This window comes from Pseudomonas fragi, from assembly GCF_900105835.1.
Lineage (GTDB): Bacteria > Pseudomonadota > Gammaproteobacteria > Pseudomonadales > Pseudomonadaceae > Aquipseudomonas > Aquipseudomonas fragi.
In genome coordinates, this window is record NZ_LT629783.1 from 3,558,494 (window position 1) to 3,579,157 (window position 20,664).

The window sequence follows — 20,664 nt, forward strand, 5'->3', positions numbered from 1 at the left end:
AGGATCGGGATATGGCGTTCGAAGCAATGTTTGAGCCGATTCAAATCGGCAAACTGACCATCCGCAACCGTGTGCTCAGCACCGCCCATGCCGAGGTGTATGCCACTGATGGCGGCATGACCACTGAGCGTTATGTGCAGTACTACGAAGAAAAAGCCAAGGGCGGTATCGGCCTGGCGATTTGCGGCGGCTCGTCGGTGGTGGCCATCGACAGCCCGCAAGAGTGGTGGAGTTCGGTCAACCTGAGCACCGACCGCATTATCCCGCACTTCCAGAACCTGGCTGACGCCATGCACAAGCATGGTGCCAAGATCATGATCCAGATTACCCATATGGGTCGTCGCTCGCGCTGGGACGGTTTCAACTGGCCGACCCTGATGTCACCCTCCGGCGTGCGCGAACCGGTGCACCGCGCCACGTGCAAGACCATCGAACCCGAGGAGATCTGGCGGGTGATCGGCAACTATGCCAGCGCCGCCGGGCGCGCCAAAAAAGGCGGGCTGGATGGCGTGGAACTGTCAGCGGTACACCAGCACATGATCGACCAGTTCTGGAGCCCGCGCGTCAATAAACGCACCGATGAATGGGGCGGCAGTTTTGAGAACCGCATGCGTTTTGGCCTTGAAGTGCTCAAGGCCGTGCGCGCCGAAGTGGGCCCGGATTTCTGCGTGGGCATCCGCCTGTGCGGCGACGAATTTCACCCCGATGGCCTGAGCCACGAGGACATGAAGCAAATCGCCAAGTACTACGACGACACCGGCATGCTCGATTTTATCGGCGTGGTCGGCTCGGGGTGCGATACCCACAACACCCTGGCCAACGTGATCCCGAACATGAGCTTCCCGCCGGAGCCGTTCCTGCATTTGGCCGCTGGCATCAAGGAAGTGGTCAAGGCCCCGGTGCTGCACGCACAAAACATCAAGGACCCGAACCAGGCCACGCGGATTCTGGAAGGGGGCTACGTCGATATGGTGGGCATGACCCGCGCCCATATCGCCGACCCGCACCTGATCGCCAAGATCAAGATGGGCCAGGTTGACCAGATCAAGCAGTGCGTGGGCGCCAACTACTGCATCGACCGCCAGTACCAGGGACTGGACGTGCTGTGTATTCAGAACGCCGCGACCTCCCGTGAGTACATGGGCGTGCCGCACATTATCGAGAAATCCACCGGGGCCAGGCGCAAGGTGGTGATCGTCGGCGCGGGGCCTGCGGGGATGGAAGCGGCGCGTGTGGCCGCCGAGCGCGGCCATGACGTGACCCTGTTCGAGAAAAAGGACGCCATCGGCGGGCAGATCACTACCGCCTCCAAAGCGCCGCAGCGTGATCAGATGGCTGGCATCACCCGCTGGTTTCAACTGGAACTGGCGCGCCTGAACGTTGACCTGCGCCTGGGCACCGCGGCCGACGCGGCGACGATCATGGACTTGCGCCCGGACATCGTGGTGCTGGCGGTGGGCGGGCATCCGTTTGTGGAGCAGAACGAACACTGGGGTGCGGCCGAAGGGCTGGTGGTCAGCAGTTGGGATGTGCTCGACGGCAAGGTGGAGCCGGGCAAAAACGTGCTGGTGTACGACACCATTTGCGAATTTACCGGCATGTCGGTGGCCGACTATATGGCGGACAAAGGTGCGCAGGTCGAAATCGTCACCGATGACACCAAGCCCGGCGTGGCCATTGGCGGCACGTCATTCCCCACCTACTACCGCAGCCTGTACCCCAAGGAAGTGATCATGACCGGCGACATGATGCTGGAGAAGGTCTACCGCGAAGGCGACAAGGTGATTGCGGTACTGGAGAACGAATACACCGGCGCCCGGGAAGAGCGGGTGGTCGATCAGGTGGTGATTGAAAACGGCGTGCGCCCGGACGAAGAGCTGTATTACGGGCTCAAGCCGGATTCGCGCAACAAGGGCCAGATCGACGTCGAAGCCCTGTTTGCGATCAAGCCGCAGCCTTGTTTGAGCGAAGCCGGGGATGGCTACTTGCTGTTTCGTATCGGCGACTGCGTGGCCCAGCGCAATGTGCATGCAGCGATCTATGACGCGCTGCGGTTGTGCAAGGATTTTTGACCCGACACCGAACCAATGTGGGAGCGGGCTTGCTCGCGATAAACGATTACGCGGTGCTGTTGATGCACCGCTTCGCCTGAATCGCGAGCAAGCCCGCTCCCACATCAGACCTGCCTGGTCTTTGGGAGCTTCACCATGCTCAATATCGTTCTTCCCATCCTGCTGTTCGCCGCCCTCGCCCTGACGATAGTGGGCGCCGTGCGTCGTATGAACATGTGGCGCCGTGGCCGCCCGGCCAGGGTCGATCTGCTTGGCGGGCTGCTGGCCATGCCCCGGCGCTACATGGTCGACTTGCACCATGTGGTTGCCCGCGACAAATACATGGCCAACACCCACGTCGCTACGGCTGGCGGCTTTGTGCTGGCGGCCGTGCTGGCGATTCTGGTGCATGGCCTGGGGTTGAATAACCGCATCCTCGGCTATGTCTTGCTGTTGGCCACGGCGCTGATGTTTGTGGGCGCGCTGTTTGTGTTCAAGCGTCGCCTCAACCCGCCGTCGCGGCTGTCCAAAGGCCCGTGGATGCGCCTGCCGAAAAGCCTGCTGGTGTTTTCAGCGAGTTTTTTTGTCCTCACCCTGCCGGTGGCCGGTGTGTTGCCCGAAGGCTTTGGCGGCTGGGCGCTGGCGGCGGTGCTGGCGCTTGGTGTGCTGTGGGGCGTGTCCGAGCTGTTCTTTGGCATGACCTGGGGCGGGCCGATGAAGCATGCCTTCGCCGGTGCCCTGCACCTGGCCTGGCACCGTCGCCCCGAACGCTTTGGCGGTGGCCGCTCCACGGGCCTCAAGCCGCTGGACCTGAGCGACCGCAGCGCACCTTTGGGGGTGGAAAAACCCAAGGACTTCACCTGGAACCAACTGTTGGGCTTTGATGCCTGCGTGCAATGCGGTAAATGCGAAGCCGCGTGCCCGGCCTTCGCCGCCGGCCAGCCGCTCAACCCGAAAAAGCTGATTCAGGACATGGTGGTCGGGCTGGCGGGTGGCACCGATGCCCATTTTGCGGGTAGCCCGTACCCTGGCAAACCGATTGGTGAACATGGCGGTAACCCGCACCAGCCGATCGTCAACGGCCTGGTCGATGCCGACACGCTGTGGTCCTGCACCACTTGCCGTGCCTGCGTTGAAGAGTGCCCGATGATGATCGAGCATGTGGACGCCATCGTCGATATGCGCCGCTTTCTGACCCTGGAAAAAGGCGCGACGCCGAACAACGGTGCCCAGGTGCTGGATAACCTGATCGCCACCGATAACCCCGGCGGTTTTGCCCCCGGCGGGCGGATGAACTGGGCAGCAGACCTGAGCCTTGACCTGATGCGCGACAAGCCCGCCGCAGACGTGCTGTTCTGGGTCGGTGACGGTGCCTTCGACATGCGTAACCAGCGTACCCTGCGTGCTTTCGTCAAAGTGCTCAAGGCCGCGCGGGTCAACTTTGCCGTGCTGGGCCTGGAGGAGCGCGACAGTGGCGACGTGGCCCGGCGCCTGGGCGATGAAGCGACCTTTCAGGCGCTGGCCAAACGCAATATCCAGACCCTGGCGCAGTACCGCTTCCAGCGCATCGTCACCTGTGACCCGCACAGTTTCCATGTGCTGAAAAACGAATACGGCGCCTTTGGCGGCGAGTACCTTGTGCAACATCACAGCACTTACATGGCCGAGCTGATCAGTGCCGGCCTGCTCAATCTCGCTGCGGATGCGGGTGGCAGCGTGACCTATCACGACCCCTGCTACCTGGGCCGCTACAACGGCGAATACGAGGCGCCGCGCGCGGTGTTGCGCGCGCTGGGCATTGAGGTCAAGGAGATGCAGCGCTCGGGCTTTCGCTCCCGTTGCTGCGGTGGCGGTGGCGGCGCGCCGATTACCGACATCCCCGGCAAACAGCGGATCCCCGACATGCGTATGGAAGACATCCGCGAGACGGGCGCCGAACGCGTAGCGGTGGGTTGCCCGCAATGCACGGCGATGCTCGAAGGGGTGGTCGAGCCCCGTGCACAAATCAAGGACATTGCCGAACTGGTGGCCGATGCGCTGATAGAAGACTCAGCTGCGGCCAAACCGGCCCGGCGCCCTGAAGCTGAGGTGATCGCATGAGTGACATTATTCGCCGCGACCCGCGTGCCGAGCGGATCGCCCGCAACCGTCTGCATCCGTTGCACGCGGCCATGCAACCCGCGCAGCAGAGCTGGATGGGACCCAATGGCGTAGTGCGCAAAAACGTCCACGGTGTGGGCTTTATTGGCCCCAATGGCATCAAGCGCATAGACCGCAGCGGTGCGCAGCAGGGCGGGGCGAGCAAGCGTCCGGCCCAGGCCGAGGTGCAATTGCCACTGCATCAGATCACGGCTGCAGCTTTTTATATCGCCGTGGTGCCGGACATGGTCGGCGGCCGCCTGAGCAGTCACGACCGCGATCTGCTCGGGCTGGCCCGACAATTGGCGGGCAGCGATGGCGCCGTATTGGCCGTGGTGTTTGGCGAGTGCAAGGAAACGGCCTTTGCCACGGCCGGGGTGGATCGGCTGTTGCTGCTCGACAGCCAGGGTTATGCACCGGAGCAACGGGTGCTGGGTTTGCGCGCTGTGGATAACCAGTTTGCGCCGCGCCACTGGCTGTTGCCTGACAGCCGCACGGGGGGCGGTGAACTGGGCCGACGCTTTGCCGCCAGCCTGGGCGAGCGCCCGGCTACGCGGGTGTGGCAGGTCAAGGACGGCGCCTGTATCGGCCGTGCCGGTGCGGGCCTGCAGGATCTGGCGCAGCCGTTGCGCCGGTTGATTCTGGCGACGGCCGAATGCGCCGAACCGGTCAGTGAAACCCGTCATGAAGCCTTGGTGGTGCAGTTATCCACAGCCGTAGTGCCGTGCCTGGCGCGGATCGAGGATTTGGGCGCGGTGGAGGTCGACCCGGCCGCGGTGCCTATGGCCGAGGCCGAATTTATCCTCAGCGGCGGCAACGGGGTTAAAGACTGGGCGCTTTTCCACAAGGCAGCGGCGGCACTGGGCGCCACCGAAGGTGCGTCGCGGGTGGCGGTGGATGACGGCTTTATGGGGCGTGACCGGCAGGTGGGTGCCAGTGGCACCTGGGTCACGGCGCGGGTCTATGTGGCGATCGGCATCAGCGGTGCGATCCAGCACCTGCAAGGGATTGGCGCGTGCGACAAGGTGGTGGCGATTAACCAGGATGCGGGCTGCGACATGATCAAACGCGCTGATTTGTCGGTCATCGGTGACGGGGCGGCGGTGCTTGAAGCGCTGATCGTGGCTGTGGATAACTGGCGCAACGCAAACTCTGTGGGAGCGGGCTCGCCCGCGATTCAGGCGACCCGGTCTGCCTGATCCACCGCAGTGATCCCATCGCGAGCAAGCCCGCTCCCACAGGATTGAGTTCAGTCTGGAGATTTATAGATGACCATCGCCACCGTTGCACTGGTTTCAATCGGCGCCCATCCCGCTTCAGGCCGCAACCGTCGCGCCGAGCAGGACGCGCGCGCCGTCGAGCTGGGCCTGGAGCTGGTTGGGGATAATCTGCATGTGCTGCATGCGGGCAACCCCCATGAGCCGGCCTTGCGCGCCTATCTGGGCATGGGCCTGGACGAACTGCATGTGCTGGAACAAGCGGACGGCGCCGATGCCGTGCCGGTGTTGCGCGATTACATCCGCGAGGCCGGTGTGCAACTGGTGCTCACCGGCAGCCAGGCCGAAACCGGCGAAGGCTCGGGCATGCTCCCGTACCTGCTGGCCGAGGAGCTGGGCTGGCCACTGCTGGTGGGCGTGGCGCAGATCGAATCTGTCCACAACGGCGTGGCACAGGTGCTGCAAGCCTTGCCCCGGGGCCAGCGACGCCGGCTGCAGGTGCGACTGCCGTTTCTGGTCACTGTGGATAACGCTGCTCCCAAGGCGCGGCAAAGCGCCTACGGCCCTGCCACGCGGGGTTTGGTCAACGCCGAAGTGGTTGAAATCGTCGCCGATGAGTTATCCACAACGGGGAGCCTGCAACCTGCGCGACCACGGCCCAAGCGCTTGAAGGTGATCAAGGCCAAGAGTGGCGCAGATCGTATGAAAGCCGCTACGGCCAAGTCCGCTGGCGGTTCCGGGCAAGTGCTCAAGGGCATCGGTGCCGAAGAGGGTGCCCAGGCCATTTTGAAGCTGTTGATTGAAGAAGGTGTGGTGCGCTGACACTTGCCCACAAAGTCTGTTAGCGCTTATGTGGATAAGTTGTTTGCTATCGTCCGTAAGCCATATAGACCGGGCCTTGCAAGGTTCTGGTCAAAAAACGATCAATCTGCTGTTTTATCCACTGGCCAGCCTTTAAACCCCTGAATAATCGGTTGATTGCGCGGTTTTCCACAGTCTGGGCGGCCAGTGCATAAGTTGCGCACAATCTCTGTTGGTGGATATGTGGATAAGGTGTTCGCGGCTGGCTACAGACCTTTAGAATCGTGGCTTGCAGGGTGTTGTACAAAAAACGCTCAATCGTGATTATCCGCACGACTTGTCCACTTCCCCACAATTGCTGTGGGTGTGCCTGTGGACAAGTTGTTAGCGGAGGGCTGTGGCCCTTGCCGTGCGTGGCGTGTAGAGGTTTGATCGAAAAGTGATCAGTGCTGGCTATGTCCGATTATAAACAACTTGGCCCAGCGCATTTATGAGCGTCATGGGTTCGAGATCGTCCAAACCTGTCAGATAAGCCCCTCAATGTGGGAGCGGGCTTGCCCGCCCCCACAGGTTGATGTGTATTTATTGGGCAACTACACCCTTGAGGTACGCCGCCGGCGCCGCCCCCAGGTTGTTCAGCAGCCGCTCGCTGTACCAGTCGACAAAGTTGACCACACCAAACTCGTAGGTTTGCGAGTACGGCCCTGGTTGGTAGGCGATCGAGTTGATACCGCGCTGGTTTTCTTCTGCCAGGCGGCGGTCCTGGTCGTTGGTGGCGTCCCAGACCTTGCGCATGCGTTCCACGTCGTAGTCCACGCCTTCGACCGCGTCCTTGTGGACCAGCCATTTGGTGGTGACCACAGTTTCCTGCGCGCTGATCGGCCACACCGTGAACACGATGATATGGTCGCCCATGCAGTGGTTCCAGGAGTGGGGCAGATGCAGGATACGCATCGAGCCCAGGTCCGGGTTTTTGATGCGCCCCATCAGCTTTGCGCAGCCTTGTTTGCCATCCAGGGTCATCGACACGGTGCCCTTGAGCAGTGGCATGCGCACGATGCGGTTGCGCAGGCCGAAGCTGGCATGGGCGTAGGGGATTTTTTCGGCGTCCCAGGCGGCGGCCGAAGCCGCGACGTGATCCTTGAATGCCTGGTCGGCGCGCGGGTCGGTGACGTCGTCCCATTCCAGCAGGGTCTTGAGCAACTCGGGGTGCGACGCATTGCAGTGGTAGCACTCGCGGTTGTTTTCCAGCACCAGCTTCCAGTTGGCCTTTTCCACCAGGGTGGTCTGGATCGCCACCTTGGTGTTTTCCATGTCATAGGGTTCCATGTAGTGGTTCAGGGTGGCCAGGAACTCATCGATGGCAGGCGGGTTCTCGGCCAGGCTGATAAAGATGTAGCCGCCCGCCGTTTTGACGTTCACCGGCTTGAGGCCGTATTGCTTCATGTCGAAATCGGCGCCCATCTCGGTGCCGGCAAACAGCAGGCGCCCGTCCAGCTCGTAGGTCCACTGGTGGTAATGGCACACCAGTTTGGCGACCTTGCCCTTTTCGCTGGTACACAGCCGCGAGCCGCGATGGCGGCACACGTTATGAAAGGCATGCACCTGGCCTTCGGCGCCGCGGATCACGATGATCGGGTTGTTGCCCACCTGCAGGGTCAGGAAGTTGCCCTTGGCCGGAATCTCGCAGGTCATACCTGCAATCAGCCACTCCTTCTGGAAGATCTCCTGCATGTCGATCTGAAACAGACGCTCGTCGTTATAGAACGGCTGCGGCAGCGAATAGGTGCGCTCGCGGTTCTGCAGCATCTCGGCGGTGGCCTTGCGTGCGGGTTCCAGTGGATCGCCCAGGCTCAGGTTTGCGGTGACGTCCATCGTTGTAGTCCTCATGGCCATCGGATGTGGCCTAAAAATGGCTGATCAGGGGTGCGACGCAAGGCAAAGCAATACATGCAATGAGTGGCGCTGAGTGTGCGTTCGAAGTGCGTCGGGGCCATATCTGCGGGCGACATGGCCCAATCTGTTCCCGACGCGCAAGCGCCCACTCTCAGGGGCTGGTCGCGATAAGTATGTGGATGTCGCGAATGGATAAATGGCCGCCTCAGGGCATGCGCAGAATCGCCAGCAAGAGGCCGGCTGTCGGCCGTGGAGAAGCGCATGTCCAACAGCTTTCTGAACCCGGTAACCACCCAGACCTGGGCCAATGGCCGACACATCGTGCGATGCGTCAAAGTGATTCAGGAAACCTGGGATGTGCGCACCTTCTGCTTTATGGCCGACCAGCCAATCCTGTTCTTTTTCAAGCCGGGGCAGTTCGTGACCCTGGAGCTGGAAATCGACGGTGACCCGGTGATGCGCTCGTACACCATTTCCAGTTCGCCGTCGGTGCCGTACAGCTTTTCAGTGACCATCAAGCGCGTGCCCGGTGGGCGGGTGTCCAACTGGCTGCACGACACCCTGCAGGAAGGCCAGGAGCTGGCGGTACACGGCCCGGTCGGGCTGTTCAACGCCATCGATGCGCCCAGCCCCAAGGTGCTGTACCTCAGCGGTGGTGTCGGGATTACCCCGGTGATGTCGATGGCGCGCTGGTTCTACGACACCAACGCCAATGTCGACATGGTGTTTATCCACAGCGCCCGTTCGCCCAAGGACATCATTTACCACCGCGAGCTGGAGCATATGGCCTCGCGTATCGACAACTTCAGCCTGCACCTGATCTGCGAGAAGCACGGGCTGGGCGAACCCTGGGCCGGGTATCGCGGCTATCTGAACCACAAGATGCTCGACCTGATGGCGCCCGACTTTATGGAGCGCGAGGTGTTTTGCTGCGGGCCGACGCCTTATATGAATGCGGTCAAGCGTCTGCTGGAAAGCAACGGTTTCGACATGAGCCGTTATCACGAAGAGTCGTTTGGCGCGACGCCGCCCGAAGTGCGGGCCGAGGCGGTGGAACAGGCCGAGCAGGCGGCCGACGCGCCGGAGCTGGACGTGGCGGACTTGAATCAGGTGGAATTCACCGCTTCTGGCAAAAGCATCCGCGTGGGCCCAAGCGAGACGGTACATGCGGCTGCGGCCAAACTCGGGCTGATGATCCCCAAGGCCTGCGGCATGGGTATTTGCGGGACATGCAAGGTGCTGAAACTGGGCGGCGAGGTGGAGATGGAGCACAACGGCGGCATCACCGATGAAGACGTCGCCGAGGGCTACATCCTGTCGTGTTGCAGCGTGCCCAAAGGCGATGTGCGCATTGAGTTTTGAGGTTTTTACCCTCACCCCAACCCTCTCCCTGAGGGAGAGGGAGCTAATTGTCAGTGGTCTTGAAGGCGCGCGCGGTCAGTCCCCTCTCCCTTCGGGAGAGGGTCAGGGTGAGGGGCTTTTGCTGTTTGAAAGGCGAGACCGGGAACAAAGGCTCTAAAGCAGAGTCATTAGGGGTCTGATAAGGCCGGTTGCTGCTAGCTTAGCCGGTGACTTTTCTTTATCGTACGCGCCCTTCGAAACTGCTTGAGAACACCACCATGATTGAGTCATCCCTTAGCAAACTGGAACAACTGGTCAGCGACCTGGTACAGCAAAAACAGGAACTGCTGGACGCCAACGAGCAACTGAACACCGAACTGGCCCAGGCCCGTGACGAAAACGAAAGCCTGCAACTGACCCTGATGGAACAGGAAGAAAAGCAAGGCGCGACAGCCGCCCGCATCCAGGCACTGGTTGAGCGCGCGAGCCCTGTCAGCGCATGAGCCTTGACAGAGACGGAGTAAATGTCGTCTCGATTCTGGGTAACGACTACACGATCAAGGCGCCGGAGGGGGAGCAAAAGACCCTGATGGCGGCCACGGTCATGTTGAAAGCCGCCCTGGCCGAAACGAAAAGAAAGTACCCGAGCCTGATCGGGGACAAACTGCTGGTGCTGGCAGCACTGAATCTGTGTTCACAACAGATTGAGTTGCAACTGAGCCACAAACAGGAACTCGACCGTTATCAAGAGCAAGTCAGCGCCACGGTCGATGTGATTGAACGAACGTTAGGGCAATCCTGACGCTTCGCACTACTCTGCGTAGCAGCTGCCGAAGGCTGCGTCCGATTGCGAAGCGATCGTAAATCCTGACAGCACGGTTTAGCTGAAAGACCGGGTTGGCAGGCTTTACGACGGCTACGCCGCCGGACGCAGCCTGGCGGCAGCTGCTACGCAGTATCAATGCTCCTTCTATTTTACCCCGCCATCACTTCCCGAATATCCGCCGCCAGTTCCCGCACACGGGCTTCTTCGGTGTCCCACGAGCACATGAAACGTGCGCCGCCCTTGCCGATAAAGGTGTAGAAGCGCCAGCCCCTGGCGGTCAATGCAGCCACGGCCGGTTCCGACAGTTGCAGGAACACGCCATTGGCCTCCACCGGAAACATCAGCTCGACCCCCGGAATGTCACTCACCAACTGGCTCAGCAACTGCGCGCAGTGGTTGGCGTGGCGCGAGTGTTTGAGCCAGGCGTCGTTTTCCAGCAGGCCTACCCACGGTGCCGAGAGAAAGCGCATTTTCGAAGCCAACTGCCCGGCCTGCTTGCAGCGGTAGTCAAAATCCACTGACAAGGCATGGTCGAAAAACAGGATCGCCTCGCCCACCGCCATGCCGTTTTTGGTGCCGCCAAAACACAGCACGTCCACACCGGCTTTCCAGCTCAGCTCTGCCGGGGTGCAGCCCAGGAAGGCGCAGGCATTGGAGAAGCGGGCGCCGTCCATGTGCAGCAGCAGGCCCAACTCCTTGCAGGTGTCGCTGATGGCGCGGATTTCTTCGGGGCGGTACACGCTGCCGACTTCGGTGGCCTGGGTGATGGTGACCACCCGCGGTTTTGGATAGTGGATGTCCTTGCGCTTGAGGGCGATTTCGCGGATCGACTCGGGGGTGATCTTGCCGTTTTCAGTGCGCGCGATCAGCAGTTTGGAACCGTTGGAAAAGAACTCCGGGGCGCCGCATTCGTCGGTTTCGACGTGGGCGGTTTCGGAGCAGATCACGCTGTGAAAGCTCTGGCACAGGGACGACAGCGCCAGGGAGTTGGCCGCCGTACCGTTGAAGGCGAAATACACTTCGCAGTCGGTTTCGAACAGTTTGCGAAAGTCGTTGGAGGCGCGCAGCGTCCACTCATCGTCACCGTATGAGCGCTGGTGGCCGTGGTTGGCCTTTTCCATGGCGGACCAGACTTCAGGGCAGATACCGGAGTAGTTGTCGCTGGCGAATTGTTGGCTCTTATCAGTCATTTCCCGGTTCCATGGTCCAATTGTGTGGGTGCACTTTATCCAACATTCAGGCAGGTGCACAGGCACGACGTGAAGTGCGGAAATACCTTACAAAAGAATAGCCCAAAGCCCCATAACAAAATGTGGGAGCGGGCTTGCCCGCGATGGCATCGCCCGGTTTCGCCAGGCAAACCTCGCAGCCAGTATCGCGAGCAAGCCCGCTCCCACAGGGTTATGGGAAACCATGTCGTAAACGCACCATTGCGTGGCGTCCATGGGCATTTGGTCTGCCTGCGCCAGCTCTACCATCTGGCTCAAAGGGCATCAGCCCCACCGAGACCAAAAGGCGCGCTGGCGCTGGGAGAACGCAATGTTCAGCAAGCAGGATCAGATCCAGGGTTACGACGACGCCTTGTTGGCGGCCATGAACGCCGAAGACCAGCGCCAGGAAGATCACATTGAGTTGATCGCCTCCGAGAACTACACCAGCCAGCGCGTGATGCAAGCCCAGGGCAGCGGCCTGACCAACAAGTACGCCGAAGGCTACCCGGGCAAGCGCTACTACGGCGGCTGCGAGCATGTGGATAAAGTCGAACAGCTGGCCATCGACCGCGCCAAGCAATTGTTCGGCGCCGATTACGCCAACGTGCAGCCGCACTCGGGCAGCTCGGCCAACGCGGCGGTGTACCTGGCACTGCTCAATGCCGGCGATACCGTACTGGGCATGAGCCTGGCCCACGGCGGACACCTGACCCACGGTGCCAGCGTCAGCTTCTCGGGCAAACTCTACAACGCCGTGCAGTACGGTATCGACACCAGCACCGGCTTGATCGACTACGACGAAGTCGAGCGTCTGGCTGTTGAACATCAACCAAAAATGATCATTGCCGGATTCTCGGCCTACTCCAAATTCCTCGATTTCCCACGCTTTCGTCAGATTGCGGACAAGGTCGGTGCATATCTGTTTGTGGATATGGCCCACGTTGCCGGGCTGGTGGCGGCCGGGCTGTACCCCAACCCGCTGCCGTATGCCGACGTGGTGACCACCACCACCCACAAAACCCTGCGCGGCCCCCGTGGTGGGCTGATCCTGACCAGGGCCAACGAAGCGCTGGAGAAAAAACTCAACTCGGCGGTGTTCCCCGGCGGCCAGGGCGGGCCGTTGATGCATGTAATTGCTGCCAAGGCCGTGTGCTTCAAGGAAGCGCTGGAGCCGGGCTTCAAGACCTATCAAAAACAGGTCATCGATAACGCCCAGGCCATGGCCGAGGTGTTTATCAAGCGCGGCTATGACGTGGTCTCGGGCGGTACTGACAACCACCTGTTCCTGCTCAGCCTGATCCGTCAGGGCCTGACCGGCAAGGACGCCGACGCCGCCCTGGGCCGCGCCCATATCACGGTCAATAAAAATGCCGTGCCCAACGACCCGCAATCACCCTTTGTCACCTCGGGCCTGCGCATCGGCACCCCGGCAGTGACCACCCGCGGTTTCAAGGTGGCGCAATGCACGGAGCTGGCGGGCTGGATCTGCGACATCCTCGATCACCTCGGCGATGCCGATATCGAGGCCGATGTGGCCCGCCAGGTGACTTCGCTGTGCCAAGACTTCCCGGTTTATCGCTGAGCGCGTTTTTGGAGTAGATCCTATGCAACGGTATTCAGGCTTCGGCCTCTTCAAGCACTCCCTCAGCCACCACGAAAACTGGCAGAAGATGTGGCGCACACCGACCCCGAAAAAGGTCTATGACGTGGTTATCGTCGGCGGTGGCGGCCACGGGCTGGCGACCGCGTACTACCTGGCCAAGGAGCACGGCATCACCAACGTGGCCGTGGTCGAGAAGGGCTGGCTGGGCGGCGGCAACACGGCGCGCAACACTACCATCGTGCGCTCCAACTACCTGTGGGACGAGTCGGCGCACCTTTACGAACATGCGATGAAGCTGTGGGAAGGGTTGTCCCAGGACTTGAACTACAACGTCATGTTCTCCCAGCGCGGCGTCTACAACCTGTGCCATACCCTGCAGGACATGCGTGACTCCGAGCGCCGGGTAAGCGCCAACCGCCTCAACGGCGTAGACGGTGAACTGCTCAACGGCAAGCAGGTGGCGGATGAAATCCCGTACCTCGACTGCTCGAAAAACACCCGTTACCCGATCATCGGCGCCACCGTACAACGGCGTGGCGGCGTGGCCCGCCACGATGCCGTGGCCTGGGGCTTTGCCCGCGCCGCCGATGCCCTGGGCGTGGACTTGATCCAGCAAACCGAAGTGCTCGGCTTTCGCAAGGAAAACGGCGTGTGCATCGGCGTCGAAACCAGCAAGGGCTTTATCGGCGCCAAGCGCGTCGGTGTGGTCACGGCTGGCAACTCGGGGCATATGGCCCGCCAGGCCGGCTTTCGCCTGCCCATCGAATCGCACCCGCTGCAAGCGCTGGTGTCCGAGCCGATCAAGCCGATTATCGACAGCGTGATCATGTCCAACGCCGTTCACGGCTATATCAGCCAGTCCGACAAGGGCGACCTGGTGATCGGTGCCGGGATCGACGGCTGGGTCGGCTACGGCCAGCGCGGCTCGTACCCGGTGATCGAGCACACCATTCAGGCGATTGTGGAGATGTTCCCGGTGCTGTCCCGCGTGCGCATGAACCGTCAGTGGGGCGGCATCGTCGATACCACGCCCGATGCCTGCCCGATCATCTCGAAAACCCCGGTGCCGAACCTGTTCTTCAACTGCGGCTGGGGTACCGGCGGCTTCAAGGCCACCCCGGGTTCGGGCAACGTCTTCGCCGCCAGCCTGGCCAAGGGCGAAATGCACCCGCTGGCCGCGCCGTTTTCCATTGACCGGTTCCACACCGGTGCCCTGATCGACGAACACGGCGCAGCCGCTGTCGCCCACTAACAGGAGAAATACCCATGTTGCATATCTTCTGTCCCCATTGCGGCGAGCTTCGCTCCGAAGAGGAATTCCACGCCAGCGGCCAGGCGCACATCCCGCGCCCGCTCGACCCCGGCAGTTGCACCGACGCCGAGTGGGGCGACTACCTGTTCTTTCGTGACAACCCCCGCGGCCTGCACCACGAACTGTGGAACCACGTCGCCGGTTGCCGGCAGTTTTTCAATGCCACGCGCAACACCGTGACGTACGAAATTCTCGAAACCTACCTGATCGGCAGCAAGCCGCAGTTCACTGAACAGGCGGCGCCAGCGGCCACCACGGCCACCCGCGAGCTGGGAGAAAAAGTATGAGCCAGACCCATCGCCTGCCCAACGGCGGCCGCGTTGACCGCACCAAAGTGCTGAGCTTCACCTTCAACGGTCAGCAATATAAAGGCTACGAAGGCGACAGCCTGGCGGCCGCCTTGTTGGCCAACGGCGTTGACGTGATCGGCCGCAGTTTCAAATATTCCCGGCCCCGGGGCATCTACGCCGCCGGTGCCGAAGAACCCAACGCAGTGCTGCAGATCGGCGCCACCGAAGCCACGCAAATCCCCAACGTGCGCGCCACGCAACAGGCGCTGTACCAAGGCCTGGTCGCCACCAGCACCAACGGCTGGCCCAACGTTAATAACGACGTGATGGGCATTCTCGGCAAGGTGGGCGGCAAGCTGATGCCGCCGGGTTTCTACTACAAAACTTTTATGTACCCGCAGTCGTTCTGGATGACCTACGAGAAGTACATCCGTAAGGCGGCAGGTCTTGGGCGTTCGCCGACCCAGAACGATCCTGATACCTACGACTATATGAACCACCACTGTGACGTGCTGATCGTCGGCGCTGGCCCTGCGGGGTTGGCAGCAGCATTGGCTGCGGGCCGCAGCGGTGCACGGGTGATCATCGCCGACGAACAGGAAGAGTTCGGCGGCAGCCTGCTCGACAGCCGCGAAAGCCTGGACGGCAAACCGGCGATGGAATGGGTGGCCAAGGTTATCGCTGAACTCAAGTCACTGCCGGACGTGATCCTGTTGCCCCGGGCGACGGTGAACGGCTATCACGACCACAACTTCCTGACCATTCACGAACGCCTCACCGACCACCTGGGCGACCGTGCCCCGATCGGTCAGGTGCGCCAGCGCATCCACCGGGTACGCGCCAAGCGCGTGGTGCTGGCCACCGGCGCCTGCGAGCGGCCATTGGTGTATGGCAACAATGACGTGCCGGGCAATATGCTTGCCGGTGCCGTGTCCACCTATGTGCGCCGCTATGGCGTGGCGCCGGGCAGAAAACTGGTGCTCAGCACCAACAACGACCACGCCTACCGCGTGGCCCTGGACTGGCTTGATGCAGGCCAGCAAGTGGTCGCCGTTGCCGATGCGCGCAGCAACCCGCGGGGTGCGCTGGTTGAAGAAGCGCGGGCCAAGGGCATTCGCATCCTCACCGGTAGTGCGGTGATCGAAGCCCGTGGCAGCAAACATGTAACCGGCGCCCGGGTGGCGGCAATTGACGTCAAGGCGCTGAGCGTCGCCAGCCCCGGTGAATGGCTGGACTGCGACCTGCTGGCCACCTCGGGCGGCTACAGCCCGGTGGTGCATCTGGCCTCGCACCTGGGCGGCAAGCCGACCTGGCGCGAAGACATTCTCGGTTTCGTCCCCGGCGAAGCCCCGCAAAAGCGTGTGTGCGTAGGCGGCATCAACGGCGTTTATGCGCTGGGCGACAGCCTGGCCGATGGCTTTGAAGGTGGCGTGCGAGCGGCCAGCGAAGCGGGTTTCAAGGCGGTGGAAGGCGTGTTGCCCAAAGCCCTGAACCAGTTGCAGGAACCCACCCTGGCGCTGTTCCATGTGCCCCATGAAAAAGGTACGGCACGCGCGCCCAAGCAATTTGTCGACCTGCAAAACGACGTCACCGCCGCGGCCATCGAACTGGCAACCCGCGAAGGCTTCGAGTCGGTGGAGCACGTCAAGCGCTACACCGCGCTGGGCTTCGGCACCGACCAGGGCAAACTGGGCAACGTCAACGGGCTGGCCATCGCTGCACGCTCGCTGAACGTGACCATCCCGCAGATGGGCACCACCATGTTCCGTCCCAACTACACGCCGGTGACGTTCGGTGCGGTGGCGGGGCGGCATTGCGGGCATATCTTCGAGCCGGTGCGCTACACCGCGCTGCAAGCCTGGCATGTGAAGCAGGGCGCTGAATTTGAAGATGTCGGCCAGTGGAAACGCCCTTGGTACTTCCCGCGTAACGGCGAAGATATGCATGCGGCGGTCAAGCGCGAGTGCAAGGCGGTGCGCGACAGCGTCGGCATCCTCGATGCCTCCACCCTGGGCAAGATCGACATCCAGGGCCCGGATGCGCGGGAGTTTCTCAACCGCATCTACACCAACGCCTGGACCAAGCTCGACGTGGGCAAGGCCCGCTACGGCCTGATGTGCAAGGAAGACGGCATGGTCTTCGACGACGGCGTGACGGCCTGCCTGGCTGACAACCATTTCGTCATGACTACCACCACCGGCGGTGCGGCCCGCGTGTTGCAATGGCTGGAAATTTACCAGCAGACCGAATGGCCAGAGCTGAAGGTTTACTTCACTTCGGTCACCGACCACTACGCGACCCTGACCTTGTCCGGCCCCAATAGCCGCAAGTTGCTGAGCGAAGTGACGGATATCGACCTGGACCGCGATGCGTTCCCGTTCATGACCTGGAAAGAAGGCCTGGTGGCGGGCGTGCCGGCGCGGGTGTTCCGTATCTCGTTTACCGGCGAGCTGTCGTATGAGGTCAATATCCAGGCCGATTACGCGATGGGCGTGCTGGAAAAAATCGTCGAAGCGGGCAAGCAGTACAACCTCACGCCCTACGGTACCGAGACCATGCACGTGTTGCGGGCCGAGAAGGGTTTCATCATTGTGGGCCAGGACACCGACGGCTCCATGACCCCCGACGACTTGAACATGGGCTGGTGCGTGGGCCGCACCAAACCGTTCTCGTGGATCGGCTGGCGCGGCATGAACCGTGAAGACTGCCTGCGTGAACAGCGCAAGCAACTGGTGGGGCTCAAGCCCGTCAACCCGACCCAATGGCTGCCCGAAGGTGCGCAACTGGTGTTCGACGCCAAACAGGCGATCCCGATGACGATGGTCGGCCATGTGACCTCCAGCTATGCGCACAACTCGCTGGGGTATTCGTTTGCAATGGGCGTGGTCAAGGGCGGCTTGAAGCGCATCGGCGAGCGGGTGTTTTCGCCCCAGGCGGATGGCAGCGTGATCGAAGCGGAAATTGTGTCTTCGGTGTTCTTCGACCCGAAAGGCGACCGGCAGAATATTTGAATGGGTGATCTCATGACCACAGCCAACGTATACCAACAGCGCCCGGGTTCGGGCGCCAAAGCCGAGTCATCGCTGCACCATGCCAACCTCGCCGGCCTGATTGGCAAGGGCCGCAAAAACCCCGGCGTGACCGTGCGCGAGAAAAAACTGCTGGGCCACCTGACCCTGCGCGGCGACGGCAAGGATCCGGCCTTTGCCGAAGGCGTGCACAAGGCCCTGGGCCTGGAACTGCCCGTGGCCCTGAGCCTGGTGGCCAACGCTGATACCTCGCTGCAATGGATGGGCCCCGATGAATGGCTGCTGATTGTGCCCGGCGGCCAGGAGTTTGCCGTGGAACAAGCACTGCGGGCAGCGCTGGCGGGGCTGCATATTTCGGTGGTCAACGTCAGTGGCGGGCAACAGTTGCTGGAACTGAGCGGGCCGAAGGTGCGCGAGGTACTGATGAAGTCCACCAGTTATGACGTACACCCGGACAACTTCCCGGTGGGCAAGGCCGTGGGCACGGTGTTCGTCAAGTCGCAACTGGTGATCCGCCACACGGCTGAAGACACCTGGGAACTGCTGATCCGCCGCAGCTTTTCGGATTACTGGTGGTTATGGTTGCAGGATGCGGCGGCGGAATACGGGTTGAGCGTGGAAGCGTAAACCCGCCTGCTGTCCCCTGTGGGAGCGGGCTTGCTCGCGATGCTGACAACTTGGTACATCTGAATAACCGAGATGCTGCAATCGCGAGCAAGCCCGCTCCCACACCTGTAAGTGCGCATTCCAACAACAACCAAGGACTCCCGCCATGAGCCGCGCCCCCGACACCTGGATCCTCACCGCCGACTGCCCGAGCCTGCTGGGCACGGTGGACGCGGTTACCCGTTATCTGTTCGAGCACCGCTGCTACGTCACCGAGCACCATTCCTTCGACGACCAGCGCTCGGCGCGGTTTTTTATCCGCGTGGAATTCCGCCAGCCCGACGGCTTCGATGAGCACGAATTTCGCGCAGGCCTGGCCGAACGCGGTCAGGCGTTCGGCATGACTTTCGAACTGACACCGCCACACCATCGGCCAAAAGTGCTGATCATGGTGTCCAAAGCCGACCACTGCCTCAACGACCTGCTCTATCGCCAGCGTATCGGCCAGTTGTCGATGGACGTGGTGGCCGTGGTCTCCAATCACCCCGATCTGGAGCCGCTGGCGCAATGGCACGGCATCCCCTACCACCACTTCGCCCTCGACCCGGCCAACAAGCCCGCGCAGGAGGCCAAAGTCTGGCAAGTGATCGAAGACACCGGCGCCGAACTGGTGATCCTCGCCCGTTACATGCAAGTGCTGTCCCCCGAGCTGTGCCGCAAGCTCGACGGCAAGGCGATCAATATCCACCACTCCCTGCTGCCCGGTTTCAAGGGCGCCAAGCCCTATCACCAGGCCTACGAAAAAGGCGTCAAGCTGGTGGGCGCCACCGCCCATTACATCAACAACGACCTCGACGAAGGCCCGATCATTGCCCAGGGCGTCGAGGTGGTAGACCACAGCCACTACCCCGAAGACCTGATCGCCAAGGGCCGCGATATCGAAGCGCAAACCCTGGCCCGAGGCGTGGGCTATCACATTGAACGGCGCGTTTTCCTAAATGGAGGTCGTACGGTGGTGCTGTGAGCCCGCGCCACCTTCTAAGCTGCAAGCAGCAAGTTAATCCCTCCAATAACAACAAGGGTGAATACGATGGCTGACAATCGCGGTGTGGTGTACCTGGGCAACGGTCAGGTAGAAGTACAAAGCATTCCTTTCCCCAAGATGCAGAACCCCCAGGGCAAACCCATCCACCACGGCGTGATCCTGCGGGTGGTGTCGACCAATATCTGCGGCTCCGACCAGCATATGGTGCGTGGCCGCACCACGGCGCAAACCGGGCTGGTGCTGGGCCATGAGATCACCGGTGAGGTGATCGAGGCCGGGCGCGATGTGGAACACCTGAAAGTCGGCGACCTGGTGTCGGTGCCGTTTAACGTGGCGTGCGGCCGCTGCCGCAGTTGCAAGGAGCAGAACACTGGTGTGTGTCTGACCGTCAACCCGGCCCGTCCCGGCGGCGCATATGGTTACGTGGACATGGGCGACTGGGTTGGCGGTCAGGCTGAATATGTATTGGTGCCGTATGCCGATTTCAACCTGCTCAAGCTGCCCAATCGTGATGCGGCGATGGAAAAAATCCGCGACCTGACCTGCCTCTCCGACATCCTGCCCACCGGTTATCACGGCGCAGTCACTGCTGGCGTTGGCCCGGGCAGCACGGTGTATATCGCCGGCGCTGGCCCGGTGGGCCTGGCGGCTGCGGCCTCGGCGCGCTTGCTGGGGGCGGCGGTGGTGATTGTCGGCGACGTTAACCCGATTCGCCTGGCCCACGCCAAGGCCCAGGGTTTTGAGATTGCCGATTTGTCCAAGGACACGCCGTTGCACGAACAGATCGCCGAGTTGTTGGGCGAGCCTGAAGTGGACTGTGCAGTGGATGCCGTGGGCTTTGAAGCGCGCGGTCACGGCCATGACGGGGTCAAGCACGAAGCACCGGCCACAGTGCTCAACTCGTTGATGGGCGTAGTGCGGGTAGCGGGCAAGATCGGCATTCCGGGCTTGTATGTGACCGAAGACCCGGGCGCGGTGGACGCGGCGGCGAAGAAGGGCAGCCTGAGCATCCGCTTCGGGTTGGGCTGGGCCAAGTCCCACAGCTTCCACACCGGCCAGACCCCGGTGATGAAATACAACCGCCAACTGATGCAGGCGATCATGTGGGACCGGATCAAGATTGCTGACATTGTGGGTGTAGAAGTCATCAGCCTGGACGAAGCCCCACGGGGCTATGGCGAGTTCGATGCCGGTGTGCCGAAGAAATTCGTGATCGACCCGCACCGGATGTTCAGCAAGGGCTAAACACCACCACCAACCCTGTGGGAGCGGGCTTGCCCGCGATTGCAGCACCTCG

The 20,664-nt window shown here is 61.8% G+C and carries 16 protein-coding genes; 14 read left to right on the forward strand and 2 right to left on the reverse strand.

Annotated features, from left to right (window positions below; all coding sequences use genetic code 11):
• Window positions 1-11 precede the first annotated feature (11 nt).
• The 4 genes from dgcA to etfB all read left to right on the forward strand — a co-directional run bounded on the left by dgcA (window position 12) and on the right by etfB (window position 6,229).
• Window positions 12-2,072: a dimethylglycine demethylation protein DgcA gene (gene dgcA / locus BLU25_RS16265; RefSeq protein ID WP_016782573.1), complete on the forward strand. Its 2,061-nt coding sequence runs from the start codon at window positions 12-14 to the stop codon at window positions 2,070-2,072.
• Between the two features lie 135 nt (window positions 2,073-2,207).
• Window positions 2,208-4,151: a dimethylglycine demethylation protein DgcB gene (dgcB, locus tag BLU25_RS16270; RefSeq protein ID WP_083369731.1), complete on the forward strand. Its 1,944-nt coding sequence runs from the start codon at window positions 2,208-2,210 to the stop codon at window positions 4,149-4,151.
• Window positions 4,148-5,389, forward strand: a complete 1,242-nt coding sequence (etfA, locus tag BLU25_RS16275; protein WP_083369732.1) for an electron transfer flavoprotein subunit alpha — start codon at window positions 4,148-4,150, stop codon at window positions 5,387-5,389. The genes dgcB and etfA overlap by 4 nt, the downstream gene beginning before the upstream one ends.
• A 69-nt stretch (window positions 5,390-5,458) precedes the next feature.
• Window positions 5,459-6,229: an electron transfer flavoprotein subunit beta gene (gene etfB, locus BLU25_RS16280; protein ID WP_016782571.1), complete on the forward strand. Its 771-nt coding sequence runs from the start codon at window positions 5,459-5,461 to the stop codon at window positions 6,227-6,229.
• A gap of 561 nt (window positions 6,230-6,790) precedes the next feature.
• Here the strand turns inward: etfB and gbcA are convergent.
• Window positions 6,791-8,083, reverse strand: a complete 1,293-nt coding sequence (gbcA, locus tag BLU25_RS16285; protein ID WP_083369733.1) for a glycine-betaine demethylase subunit GbcA — start codon at window positions 8,081-8,083, stop codon at window positions 6,791-6,793.
• A 282-nt stretch (window positions 8,084-8,365) separates the two neighbouring features.
• Between gbcA and gbcB the strand changes: the two genes are divergently transcribed.
• The 3 genes from gbcB to BLU25_RS16300 all read left to right on the forward strand — a co-directional run bounded on the left by gbcB (window position 8,366) and on the right by BLU25_RS16300 (window position 10,247).
• On the forward strand, window positions 8,366-9,466 hold the full coding sequence (gene gbcB, locus BLU25_RS16290) for a glycine-betaine demethylase subunit GbcB (RefSeq protein WP_016782569.1): 1,101 nt from the start codon (window positions 8,366-8,368) through the stop codon (window positions 9,464-9,466).
• A gap of 257 nt (window positions 9,467-9,723) precedes the next feature.
• Complete coding sequence (locus BLU25_RS16295) at window positions 9,724-9,948, forward strand: hypothetical protein (protein WP_016782568.1); 225 nt, start codon at window positions 9,724-9,726, stop codon at window positions 9,946-9,948.
• Window positions 9,945-10,247 carry a cell division protein ZapA gene (locus BLU25_RS16300; protein ID WP_016782567.1) on the forward strand — a complete coding sequence of 101 codons (303 nt, stop codon included), beginning with the start codon at window positions 9,945-9,947 and terminating at the stop codon, window positions 10,245-10,247. The genes BLU25_RS16295 and BLU25_RS16300 overlap by 4 nt, the downstream gene beginning before the upstream one ends.
• 173 nt (window positions 10,248-10,420) lie before the next feature.
• Here BLU25_RS16300 and BLU25_RS16305 read toward each other — a convergent pair whose 3' ends face one another.
• The gene (locus tag BLU25_RS16305) at window positions 10,421-11,461 is read right to left on the reverse strand and encodes a threonine aldolase family protein (protein WP_016782566.1); all 1,041 of its coding nucleotides are present in this window, start codon (window positions 11,459-11,461) and stop codon (window positions 10,421-10,423) included.
• A 349-nt stretch (window positions 11,462-11,810) separates the two neighbouring features.
• On the opposite strand from BLU25_RS16305, the gene glyA reads away from it, so the two are divergent.
• The 7 genes from glyA (at window position 11,811) to fdhA (ending at window position 20,612) form a co-directional block, all read left to right on the forward strand.
• Window positions 11,811-13,064 (forward strand): serine hydroxymethyltransferase, encoded by a 1,254-nt coding sequence (gene glyA / locus BLU25_RS16315; RefSeq protein ID WP_083369734.1) that lies wholly within the window; start codon window positions 11,811-11,813, stop codon window positions 13,062-13,064.
• A 22-nt stretch (window positions 13,065-13,086) separates the two neighbouring features.
• Complete coding sequence (locus tag BLU25_RS16320) at window positions 13,087-14,337, forward strand: sarcosine oxidase subunit beta family protein (protein WP_016782563.1); 1,251 nt, start codon at window positions 13,087-13,089, stop codon at window positions 14,335-14,337.
• Between the two features lie 14 nt (window positions 14,338-14,351).
• Window positions 14,352-14,684 carry a sarcosine oxidase subunit delta gene (locus tag BLU25_RS16325; protein WP_016782562.1) on the forward strand — a complete coding sequence of 111 codons (333 nt, stop codon included), beginning with the start codon at window positions 14,352-14,354 and terminating at the stop codon, window positions 14,682-14,684.
• Complete coding sequence (locus BLU25_RS16330; protein WP_016782561.1) at window positions 14,681-17,698, forward strand: sarcosine oxidase subunit alpha; 3,018 nt, start codon at window positions 14,681-14,683, stop codon at window positions 17,696-17,698. Before BLU25_RS16325 ends, BLU25_RS16330 begins: the two co-directional genes overlap by 4 nt.
• A 12-nt stretch (window positions 17,699-17,710) precedes the next feature.
• On the forward strand, window positions 17,711-18,343 hold the full coding sequence (locus BLU25_RS16335) for a sarcosine oxidase subunit gamma (protein WP_029611620.1): 633 nt from the start codon (window positions 17,711-17,713) through the stop codon (window positions 18,341-18,343).
• A 145-nt stretch (window positions 18,344-18,488) separates the two neighbouring features.
• A complete protein-coding gene (purU, locus tag BLU25_RS16340) occupies window positions 18,489-19,346 on the forward strand; it encodes a formyltetrahydrofolate deformylase (RefSeq protein WP_016782559.1) in 858 nt (285 codons plus the stop codon).
• A 66-nt stretch (window positions 19,347-19,412) separates the two neighbouring features.
• Complete coding sequence (gene fdhA, locus BLU25_RS16345; RefSeq protein WP_016782558.1) at window positions 19,413-20,612, forward strand: formaldehyde dehydrogenase, glutathione-independent; 1,200 nt, start codon at window positions 19,413-19,415, stop codon at window positions 20,610-20,612.
• The last annotated feature ends 52 nt before the right edge of the window (window positions 20,613-20,664 follow it).

Coding starts and splice junctions, on each gene's coding strand:
- dgcA (WP_016782573.1), top strand. CDS start 12: ATGGCGTTCGAAGCAATGTTTGAGCCGATTCAAATCGGCAAACTGACC.
- dgcB (WP_083369731.1), top strand. CDS start 2,208: ATGCTCAATATCGTTCTTCCCATCCTGCTGTTCGCCGCCCTCGCCCTG.
- etfA (WP_083369732.1), top strand. CDS start 4,148: ATGAGTGACATTATTCGCCGCGACCCGCGTGCCGAGCGGATCGCCCGC.
- etfB (WP_016782571.1), top strand. CDS start 5,459: ATGACCATCGCCACCGTTGCACTGGTTTCAATCGGCGCCCATCCCGCT.
- gbcA (WP_083369733.1), bottom strand. CDS start 8,083: ATGGACGTCACCGCAAACCTGAGCCTGGGCGATCCACTGGAACCCGCA.
- gbcB (WP_016782569.1), top strand. CDS start 8,366: ATGTCCAACAGCTTTCTGAACCCGGTAACCACCCAGACCTGGGCCAAT.
- BLU25_RS16295 (WP_016782568.1), top strand. CDS start 9,724: ATGATTGAGTCATCCCTTAGCAAACTGGAACAACTGGTCAGCGACCTG.
- BLU25_RS16300 (WP_016782567.1), top strand. CDS start 9,945: ATGAGCCTTGACAGAGACGGAGTAAATGTCGTCTCGATTCTGGGTAAC.
- BLU25_RS16305 (WP_016782566.1), bottom strand. CDS start 11,461: ATGACTGATAAGAGCCAACAATTCGCCAGCGACAACTACTCCGGTATC.
- glyA (WP_083369734.1), top strand. CDS start 11,811: ATGTTCAGCAAGCAGGATCAGATCCAGGGTTACGACGACGCCTTGTTG.
- BLU25_RS16320 (WP_016782563.1), top strand. CDS start 13,087: ATGCAACGGTATTCAGGCTTCGGCCTCTTCAAGCACTCCCTCAGCCAC.
- BLU25_RS16325 (WP_016782562.1), top strand. CDS start 14,352: ATGTTGCATATCTTCTGTCCCCATTGCGGCGAGCTTCGCTCCGAAGAG.
- BLU25_RS16330 (WP_016782561.1), top strand. CDS start 14,681: ATGAGCCAGACCCATCGCCTGCCCAACGGCGGCCGCGTTGACCGCACC.
- BLU25_RS16335 (WP_029611620.1), top strand. CDS start 17,711: ATGACCACAGCCAACGTATACCAACAGCGCCCGGGTTCGGGCGCCAAA.
- purU (WP_016782559.1), top strand. CDS start 18,489: ATGAGCCGCGCCCCCGACACCTGGATCCTCACCGCCGACTGCCCGAGC.
- fdhA (WP_016782558.1), top strand. CDS start 19,413: ATGGCTGACAATCGCGGTGTGGTGTACCTGGGCAACGGTCAGGTAGAA.